The following is a 9,123-nucleotide window of genomic DNA, read 5'->3' on the forward strand; positions in this document are numbered from 1 at the left end:
GTGATTAGTTGTCTTTTACGAACCAAGACGAGGGAAATGCTTCAGCCGCAACGATCACTTCGCCAGCCGCACTAAAGTGAGTGAGGTCGGGAAAGGCTACGAAGATATTTGCGCGTTGTGTGTTGCTATTAACCGCTCCGGTTTCGGTCACGAAGGCTAAATTGACCACCCGCGTTACGCCGGGTAAGCCCGCCCGTATCGCATCGTTAATCTGAGCACGCTGGGCGACTTTGGTGGCGTCACCGGCAATGAGTCCATTCGAGGGCAATGTCGAAATCCAGACCTCTTTGCCAGCCGCTACCCCGTAATTAATGAACTGCTGCAACAGGTCCAGATACGCTTGAACAGACGGGGCATTCAGGGCATCGGTGCCCCCGATACCAATATAAAATACATCGCATTCGTTGTCGAGGGCTTGTGCAAGACCAAGACCGGAGCCGGTTTGGATGAAATGCGCTAATCGCATCGACCCCGCACCCACTCGTTTCCAGGCCGAACCGTTGGCGTTGAATGCGCGAATCGCATACCCCAACTCGACCACGCCACCCCCGCCCATTTCGAGGCTGGCCGACAAAACACATATACTCTTTTTCGTTACTTTCGACAGGGGAACGCCCACCAAATCAACGGGACCGAAACCCGTCACGGCGGTGGTGGTGATGGTGCCCGTTGCGCCAGCATCGCCTAAGATACTGCCCGCTGTAATCGTCCCGGTAGGGCATTGATTACCGCTTGTTACCGTTCTGACAACCCGTAGTTCACAATCGGCATTGGCGTACAGTGGAATCGGAAACGGGTCATTCCATAATTTGGCACCAGGCGTTAGGGTCACTGAATTGGACCGCTCAAACGTTATCTGCTTTTGGGTCGTACCATTGCTCAGATAGGCCTTCGTAATCGTTACATCGTTCGGCCCAGCGACATCGCCGGGTGTACCCAGCCCCAAATCCAGTATCCGCTGATTCGTCCACTCGAATTGGGCGTTTATCATGTCGAACGCTGGCCGGAAAATGTACTTATCCGTTCGTACTGTCTCCGTCGTGGGCGACAGTGCCCCGTAGTGGCTGGTAAATTTTGTATTGCCCGATACCCGGCGCGTACTAAATTTAGTCGTAGTTGAAACGACCGTCGTGCTGCTGCCACCACTGCTGCCACCTCCAAAGGAAATGGTAAGCTGCGCCAGCGAGGGCAGGCTCAACAAGAAGAGTACTAAAAGACTGAGTTGCTTTTTCATTGGCTGTTACGGGGGTTAAAATTCACTAATGATTTTAAAGGACATGAAATCAAGCCCTACCGCACTGGTGGAGGTGCCGTTACAGCGGGCAACCTGGGCACTCTGGCTGAAGTTGGTGGGAATGTCAGTTACCAGCGTGCCGCTGGCCGTTGCGCCCGTTGCGCCATTCACGATAGTGTATTTGATACTCGTTCCCAGCGAGGAAAACTTAAGCTTCAACTTGTAAAAATCTGTACTCAGCGAGTTGGCGGGAAAGCCGCTGCCCAGCGCGATTTTGTTGGCCGTACCCGTAGCGTCGTTGTAGATGATGCTCATATTGGCGTCACCCGCGTCGGCCCCAGCGCCGACCAGTTGAGTAAGTGTGCTTGGATTCGCCCCGGACCAGGTTCCGTTCATCAAGCCAGCGAAGGAGCGAACGTCGGAAACAGCCGCAGCATCGGAGGGAGCAAACGTAAAGACCCACTCTTGGTCATTGGCCGTTAGAGGAAACGAGTTGGTTAGCCGTAAGCCTGCCTGACTGTTGGCAGTGGTGGCACTCACGTACCCAGCCCGGTTCTTAATGGTGAGTGAATTGGTGGCCGCTGGTGTTCGTCCAGTTCCGGTTCCTAATACGGTTGGATTGGAAGGTAGACCAAATACACTTAATCCTACACCACTGCCCTGCGCCTTGACGCTGATAATATCCCAGTCTTTCAGTAAGTAGCGCGTGGAATCAATCGTAGTTCCTCCACTGCCACCCGAAGGGGTTGGTATGTTGAGGACACCGCCAATGAGCGTTGCGGGGCCGGATGTACCCGTGGTCGTCAGCGTCAGGCTGACGCTGCCCGATGGTGTCGGAATATTGAGCACCCCACCAATGAAGGTTGCAGCCCCGCTGCCGGTCGCCGTGACAGTCAATGAATTTTGTTTGCCAGTCAGCGCAGCCGGAAGTCCTGTAACCTGGCTCTGGGAAATCACACCCACCACAATGGGATTGGCAGGGGTTCCCGCCCCAACGGTCGTGTTATTCGCTGTGGTGATGGTTACATTATCAATAGTCAGGCTGCCGCCACTACCCAGCAGACTTGTGCCGCTCCCCCATGCGCCACTGGTTTTTGGGCCAAATATGGTCAGGGAGGTCGTATTGATAAAGAAGTCGCCGTTAACACCCTGGCCGGAGGTCGGGTTGCTCGTGCCGTTCAAGATTGTTTTGCCATCGGCTCCAGCCTGACCAGTAGTACCCAAATTGCCCTGAATACCTTGTAAGCCCTGGATTCCCTGTTGCCCAATTAAGCTGACACCCGCTCCCCAGGCTCCAGCAGTCTTAGGCCCATAAAACTGGCTGTTCGTGGTTCGGTAGTAGAAATCGCCATCGGTGCCTAATCCAGACGAAGGAACGGTTGTGCCTGATAGGATTGTCTTACCATCTGCTCCATTGCTGCCACCGCCACCGCCACCAATCAGACTAACCCCCGATGGCCACGAGCCGCCCGCCTTCGGGCCGTAGAGCATGGTCGTGGTGGTGTTGATAAAGTAATCACCATTAACCCCCTGGCCAGATGTCGGTGCGCTCGTGCCGGATAAGATAGTATTGCCACTGGGTCCAATCGGCCCCGTTTGACCTGTGTTTCCAACAGGGCCAATCAAGCTGATACCGGCTGGCCAACTCCCTGACGCTTTCGGGCCGTATAATGTGCTACTGGTGGTGTTCAGGTAGAAATCACCGTTCACGCCTTGCCCCGATGAGGGAGCAACTGTGCCTGATAGAATGGTTCGGCCATCAATCCCATTTTGGCCCGTAGCACCAGGAGGGCCATTATTGCCCGTTGCGCCAATCAAACTCACGCCAGAAGGCCAAGTGCCTGAAGCCTTTGGGCCATAGAGGGTAGATGTCTGCGTATTGATATAAAAGTCCCCGTTTGCGCCAATTCCAGACGAAGGGGCACTGGTACCGGATAAAATGGTTCGGCCATCGACACCGTTGCTGCCACCCGAACTATTGGTTAAGCTGGCCAGCTTACTAATTTCAGCCGGACTCATCATCCGGTATCCTGCCAGCTTGCGAACAAAAGCAGACGTATCGGTAATGTTGAGCTTGGAGGCTCGAAGGCTTGCGATTTGACCCTGAGTTGAGTTCGGACTTTGACCAAACGCGACAAAGCTGGTCAGGAATAAAAGGGCACTAAGAATGCGTTTCATGGTTCGTTTTAGTGTTACGGTGAATGAGGTACTGCGTTGACTTAAAGGTTGGGCACTAATTCAAGGGTGACTTTTCCTGTAAAGGGTGTATTGATCGCATCACTGAAAATGACCGTCGCCAGGTTAGACGTTGTTTTCTGAATTTTGATGCCGGTCACTGGCCAGCCCTCAGCATCTTCAAAATAGGCCAGCAGGTGATATTGGGTAACGTTGAGGTCAAACGTTGCGCCGAAATCGTGCTGAATATCAAAGCCGGTTGATATGCCAGGCGAAGGCAAGGGAAACGTTTGTTTGCAACCTTTACTGTTGACGGCTTCCGCGATTAGTTCATAGTCGGATAGCCTCATTTTGTTGGCGGGCGCAAGGGCACCTACTTTACTGGGCACTTTTTGTATAGACATAATTTTTAGGGTGAAATTGTGAATGGGGAAACTCAGAGGTCATTGATTAAATCAATGGGAAACTCGTAGGGGAATCCATCGCCTACTACTACATCGTCGTCTAAATCGAAGTCGAAATCATACGGGAACCCGTCGATGGGTAGGGCAACAATGGTGCTGACGCCGGGTTCGATGACGAACGAGCCGGTAAACAAACTAACTGCATCGTTGCCTTCAATTTCCACCAGGTCATAGCTGTAGCAGCCGGTCATCACGTCCATATCGACCATGCTTTTATAGAGATTGACCGACCGGGCCAATACGTCCTGATCGCCGGGTTCAAACGTCAGAATGGGATCAGCACCGAAACCCCGAACCTCCAGTTTATAGCCTTTGCCAATGGTCGAATGGCCGACATCCAAGTTCAGGCTAAAGCTCCGGTTCGCTTTGCAGTGTATATCCCGCTCAATGGCTTTGTTCACTTCGATTACAGCCTTCATCGTTTGGCTATGGATAGTTTGAGTTGATACAGAAAGACGTAGCTCACGATGGCCACCAGTAGCAGTCCAAGCGAGATGAAAAAGGCGGGCTTATACCAGGGCGCAATACCGAAACTGGCAACAGGTGGACACTTCGCCTGGAGCGTTCGGATAATGGTATCCGCTTTGCATTCGGCCTGAACCCTGGTGATCTCACGAGTTCGGTCGTAAATGACCCGTGCCCGTCCCTGCTCAATTACCCGGTGAATAGTAGTCGTGTCGGTTTTAAGCGAAAGCACAACGCTATCCTTCAGGATAGTTACGGTATCCTGAATCAATACCGTAGCGGAATCGGTGGCCAGGTACCCGAACTTGCGAAGGGCTTTATTGTACGTCATGCAGCCTGATAGGAGTAGGCAGAAGGCGGCAAATAGGAGTAGGTTGACCAGGATCAACCCGATGCGTTCAGTTCTCATGCTTGAGCGGTGGGTTTGTATAATAATGGATTGACTTGTAGCGTAACCTGCCTTTCCGTGTAAGTAGGGCCGGTTTTGAACTGCGTGATGTAGGTCTGTTCGACCACGTAAAAAGTGCCTGATGGGTAGTCGTGCGATTTGACCCGGCTCAACACGCCCGGCACCGACAGCACGGCATCATTCACCGGATCGCCTAAATCAAGTTCTTTCAGGTTCTTAGTGATTAGTGGGTCGGTCAGGTGGGTTTGAGCCGGTAGCCGTAAAATCAGCTTCACCGTGACGGAGCCATTGCCAAGCTGATTGCGGCCTGCCAGTTGGCTCCATTCGATTTCAGAGTGACCAATCAGGATGCCGGGCGTTAGAATGCTGTTGAATAGCTCCGGGTTATCCAACTGGCCTTTGTCGAGGTCGAACCAGACAAGCTGTTTTACCTGGTCGGCAATGGCCTGGGCAATAATGAAATAGGCATTAAACATCGTTTAAATGGTGTTTACGGGTTACTTAAAAATATTGTCGAGTTCGCGTTCAATCTTGCTGATAATCTTCTTGTCGAGTTGTCTGGATGGTCCCATGAATTGACGTTTCGGCATTCCATTAGTCCCCTCGTTATGCCGTTTGGCATAGACGACATCCGAACTGACCACTACGCTATCTCCATCTTCAGACCAGGTGAGCGAATCCCCTAAATCCCTTGAATCAGTCAGGATAGGCGACATATTGCCGTTCTTCTTTCGCTTCTGCTCCTTGCGCCGTTCGGTGATGTCCGGCCACTTCTCCAATGACTCATCGGTAAATCCTTCATTGTCAAAGGATTCTTTGAAGTGCTTCGTCGCTTCAACCCCTACGACCGTTGGTAAGCGGTTTTTGATAAAATCACCCGCCCGTTTTGCCGCTCGTTCAAATTCCTTTGGACTCATGACCTATTGTGTTAAAAATTTTGTTATACTTGTGGACCGATACACAATCCCAATGGCTCAGATAAACCCATATGCTACCCCGTCAGGAGGCCCGAAAGAGGGTCAGACGGCTGCTTGGGCAGCCTGGAACCAGGAGCGTGAAACTGAACGGCGGGAAACCCTATCCCCTGAGCAGCGAACGGAAGAAGACAATGACCGTCGCCAGCTTCAGCGTCGGATGAATGCCGAACTACCGCTTTAATTTTGTTTCGGTTAGGTGTATCCATGTTTCTTGTCCGATTTCCTCTATTTTGTTGACGGTAAACCAGGTGCCTGCATCGAACAGCACTTCGTCCTCACTGGCAAACTTGCTGATCTTGACAATGCGCCTGCCTGTCTTCGACCGAATGACCATCTTGACACCCTCATTGAAAGCCTTTAGCGGATTAGCCGACGTGGAGGTAAATGATTTGTGCTGAATCGGTTTGCCCCGTTTGAGGTGGTCTTTGTACTCATTCAGGATGTCAGCCGGTAGGGTCGTTCCCCGATACACGTCTTTTTTATAGGCGGGCACTTTCTTTAGTGCTGCTGACAATACCCGGTTCAGGGCTGCGTAGTGTTCATCCTTGTCAATCAGTTCGGCCCGTAAAAAGCGGTTTAAGTCGTAGTATTCGGATTCGGTATAGGCCCAAATAGAAGCCAGTTCTTCATGATCGACTTTCGGCCAGGCAGCTTGCAGTTTATCGGTCTGATTAAGCGCCTTCATGAAATCAGCATGTAAGCGCAATCGCTGATAGTCTGCTTCGCGCTGGAGCCGTTCCCCTTCCCTGTCGATGGCCGCAAGGTCTGCTTTCGATTCTTTTAGGTTTACCGTGTACGGGTGGGTATTGCTGAATACCTGTTCAGTTAGGCCGGGATTATGGTCGAGGCCGGGCGTGGGTTGGGGCTGCTCTTCAGGGAGCGGGGTAACGTCGCTGTCGGTTGGTTCGGCTCCACACAGGCAGTTATAGTCGCTGGGTGGGTAATGCTTCACCCAAAACTCATCATCCAGCTTCCTAATCACATGGTAATAGGGCTTGTGCTCTGGGCGTGGTGTGGCGGCACGGCTGGGCAAGTACTCCAGATTGGGATAGAGGTCAGCACCGGCCTCGAACGCCTGCCAGCGGGAACCCATACGAGCGGCCCGGATAGCCGTGTTGTACTCCGTCTTTAGCCAGGTCTGATTGTAATTACCAACGATGGGTTCAGCGGCTTTCTGGAAAGACTTCCAGGAGCGTTTCGTTTTGCCATCGTCGCTCATCAAGAGCCTGGCTAATTCCTTCTGTTGTACAACCGATTTGCGGGCGGAAAACCACTGGTTCACTTTCTGCATGTGTGCCAGGAATGCCGGGTTGGGTTTGCCATACTGGAGTACACCCACACTGACCGCCTGGCCTAATGCGTCATTTGTAATCTGGAAAAGATTAGGCTCTACCAATCCCTCAAAGCCCTCATAGACATTCTTGAGGGCTTTGCCCGTCAGGGCTTTGATGTCGATGAAGCCAGGCAAATCAATTGCTTCCTCATCGCCAGCCGCTAAGTGCAGGTGGTCGATGTGGTCACAATAGTACAGGTGGCGCATGGTCGCCCCGAACTCCGATTCAGTTACCGGGTCGGGGCTTCGACGAAAAAACTCTTCAGCTTTGAGGCAAGCCAGGCAAAGCCAATCCCGTCCGGATCTTCGTCCACATCGGGAGCCGACTGCTTTGCTTTCTTGCCCGGTTTAGCAGGCTTTTCCGGCTCCTGGCTTTGTGCCTTCTCCTGTTGTTGCTGTTCGGCCTGGCTTACCTCATCGTCGGAATCATTGACAAACTCCACATTATATTCCTGTTGAAAGAAACCCTTTTTCAGCTTGCCGACTTTGGTGTGGATGTCTAAATCCATCGTAAGCCGGTCTTTCTTTGAGATTTCAGCTTCTTCCTCCACAAACTCGAATGCGCCCCCTTCAACGGGAAAGCCCTGGGCATTCAGCATCGCTATGCCCTGCTCGTTGAGATAGGAAAGAATGTGATCCTGATCGTCGTAGGTAATGTTATCGGCTACGCGCTCATGAACTTCACCCTGGCTTTTGCTGCTACCGTCCTGAGTGGTCATGGTCTGACCAACAATCAGCTTGGATAAACCCTTGTCACAATAGTCAGCCAGACCCAAATAGGTATCTTTCGCCCCGGTTTTATTGGATTCGACAAACTCTACATTCGAGCCTTCGGGAACCACGACGTGGGCGGCACTCCCCATACTGGCCAATGCCTGTTCTAACTGTGTTTTCTGGGCCGGGTCGAGCGGGTTGTAGGTGCCTTTGCGGAGCGGCTGGCCATAGAGTTCGTTGAACGTTGCCCAATCGGATACGTCCCCCCGCTTCAGCAGGACCAGCGGCACGGCACTAATCAGTAACCCCAAATCGTCGGTATCGCCAACGGCTAAGTATAGCGTATCGTAAGGTGGTTGACTGTAATCAATTCCAGTCGTGTCGTAGGGCGTGACAACAACTAACGTTTTGCTGGGCACAACGTGGGGTCTGGGAACTAAGCTGGTTAGCCGGTTCACAAAATCGACACCAATCAAACTGTACCCATAGAACCGGGCATCCTGAATGTGATGCAGGAGTTGTCGAAAGAATCGCTTTTTAATAAGCTCCTGAATTTCGTCAACCTCTTCGCCATCCCGTTTGAAGACTAATTTCGTTCTCGAAATTGCCAGCCGACGTTGATCCAGTACCGACCGCAAATGTTCATCCAAGCAAACATCGGCGTAGCTATCATAGAGGGTTTTGCGGGTGGGATGCACCACCGATTCCGCTGAGATGATGGCACTCTTCCAATGGTCGAGCGTCTTTCTGCTCCGATCCACCGAACGAATGTGAATCGAGCGGTCGATTACGTCGATAGCGGCTGCTTTCTTTCCTTGTCTCTTTGCCATGTCAAAACGTGCGATTCAACGCACGATCTATCAGTTACGGTCTTGGGTGTTCGCGCCAAACGAGCGTTGAACCTCGAAGCGTTTAAACGGTATTTAAACGGGGTCAATACAGCGATGGTCGGCGGGGTGTGCTACCCCAGGCGATTTCGCTCCCCGTTGTACTGGTTTCATCAATTGGAGCGGGGTCTACGCCAGGCAATTTGATTTTGCCTCCTGCCAGCATCTCCAGTAATTTGGCGGCACGGTCACACGCCTTATCAACTTTGGTGGGTGTGGTCTCCAGTGGTTGATACAGGTAGCAGATGACCAGCGTTTTGGCAATCTGTAAGAGCAGCTTATGCCGGGCATCGCCTACCTTCTCCAGTTCAGGCCGGATGTCATAGCGGCCACACAGATGGCTTTCGATTTCCGATTCTGCCGTCAGGCAGTGTGCCATTAAAATCCCTTCATCGTAACGGGTGGCCATCGCAACCACTTCCGGGTATACGTTGGTGAGTAAGTCGGCTTTGTTGATGAACATGG

11 protein-coding genes are annotated in these 9,123 nt (G+C 52.2%); 1 reads left to right on the top strand and 10 read right to left on the bottom strand.

Going from position 1 to position 9,123, the window contains the following annotated elements:
- Window positions 1-4: 4 nt before the first annotated feature.
- Genes ACYVI1_RS20225 through ACYVI1_RS20255 form a run of 7 tightly spaced genes read right to left on the bottom strand, consistent with a single transcriptional unit; the run spans window position 5 to window position 5,664 of the window.
- Window positions 5-1,234 (bottom strand): hypothetical protein, encoded by a 1,230-nt coding sequence (locus ACYVI1_RS20225; RefSeq protein WP_460912584.1) that lies wholly within the window; start codon window positions 1,232-1,234, stop codon window positions 5-7.
- A gap of 15 nt (window positions 1,235-1,249) precedes the next feature.
- Complete coding sequence (locus tag ACYVI1_RS20230) at window positions 1,250-3,412, bottom strand: hypothetical protein (protein WP_460912585.1); 2,163 nt, start codon at window positions 3,410-3,412, stop codon at window positions 1,250-1,252.
- Window positions 3,413-3,453: 41 nt separating this feature from the next.
- The gene (locus tag ACYVI1_RS20235; RefSeq protein WP_460912587.1) at window positions 3,454-3,813 is read right to left on the bottom strand and encodes a hypothetical protein; all 360 of its coding nucleotides are present in this window, start codon (window positions 3,811-3,813) and stop codon (window positions 3,454-3,456) included.
- A gap of 32 nt (window positions 3,814-3,845) precedes the next feature.
- Window positions 3,846-4,292 (bottom strand): hypothetical protein, encoded by a 447-nt coding sequence (locus ACYVI1_RS20240; protein WP_460912588.1) that lies wholly within the window; start codon window positions 4,290-4,292, stop codon window positions 3,846-3,848.
- Window positions 4,289-4,747 carry a hypothetical protein gene (locus ACYVI1_RS20245; protein WP_460912589.1) on the bottom strand — a complete coding sequence of 153 codons (459 nt, stop codon included), beginning with the start codon at window positions 4,745-4,747 and terminating at the stop codon, window positions 4,289-4,291. The genes ACYVI1_RS20240 and ACYVI1_RS20245 overlap by 4 nt, the downstream gene beginning before the upstream one ends.
- Window positions 4,744-5,223 (bottom strand): hypothetical protein, encoded by a 480-nt coding sequence (locus ACYVI1_RS20250; RefSeq protein ID WP_460912590.1) that lies wholly within the window; start codon window positions 5,221-5,223, stop codon window positions 4,744-4,746. The genes ACYVI1_RS20245 and ACYVI1_RS20250 overlap by 4 nt, the downstream gene beginning before the upstream one ends.
- A 21-nt stretch (window positions 5,224-5,244) precedes the next feature.
- Window positions 5,245-5,664, bottom strand: a complete 420-nt coding sequence (locus ACYVI1_RS20255) for a phage virion morphogenesis protein (RefSeq protein ID WP_460912591.1) — start codon at window positions 5,662-5,664, stop codon at window positions 5,245-5,247.
- Window positions 5,665-5,716: 52 nt separating this feature from the next.
- Here ACYVI1_RS20255 and ACYVI1_RS20260 point away from each other — a divergent pair, with 52 nt between their 5' ends.
- Window positions 5,717-5,905 (top strand): hypothetical protein, encoded by a 189-nt coding sequence (locus tag ACYVI1_RS20260; RefSeq protein WP_460912593.1) that lies wholly within the window; start codon window positions 5,717-5,719, stop codon window positions 5,903-5,905.
- On the opposite strand, the gene ACYVI1_RS20265 is transcribed toward ACYVI1_RS20260, so the two are convergent.
- The 3 genes from ACYVI1_RS20265 to ACYVI1_RS20275 all read right to left on the bottom strand — a co-directional run bounded on the left by ACYVI1_RS20265 (window position 5,894) and on the right by ACYVI1_RS20275 (window position 9,121).
- Window positions 5,894-7,264, bottom strand: a complete 1,371-nt coding sequence (locus tag ACYVI1_RS20265; RefSeq protein WP_460912594.1) for an ADP-ribosyltransferase — start codon at window positions 7,262-7,264, stop codon at window positions 5,894-5,896. The genes ACYVI1_RS20260 and ACYVI1_RS20265 overlap by 12 nt on opposite strands.
- Window positions 7,265-7,287: 23 nt before the next feature.
- On the bottom strand, window positions 7,288-8,601 hold the full coding sequence (locus ACYVI1_RS20270; RefSeq protein ID WP_460912595.1) for a phage portal protein family protein: 1,314 nt from the start codon (window positions 8,599-8,601) through the stop codon (window positions 7,288-7,290).
- A 103-nt stretch (window positions 8,602-8,704) separates the two neighbouring features.
- Window positions 8,705-9,121, bottom strand: coding sequence for a phage protein Gp36 family protein (locus ACYVI1_RS20275; RefSeq protein WP_460912596.1), 417 nt, complete (start codon window positions 9,119-9,121; stop codon window positions 8,705-8,707).
- Window positions 9,122-9,123: the final 2 nt, after the last annotated feature.

The organism is Spirosoma areae, from assembly GCF_054781775.1.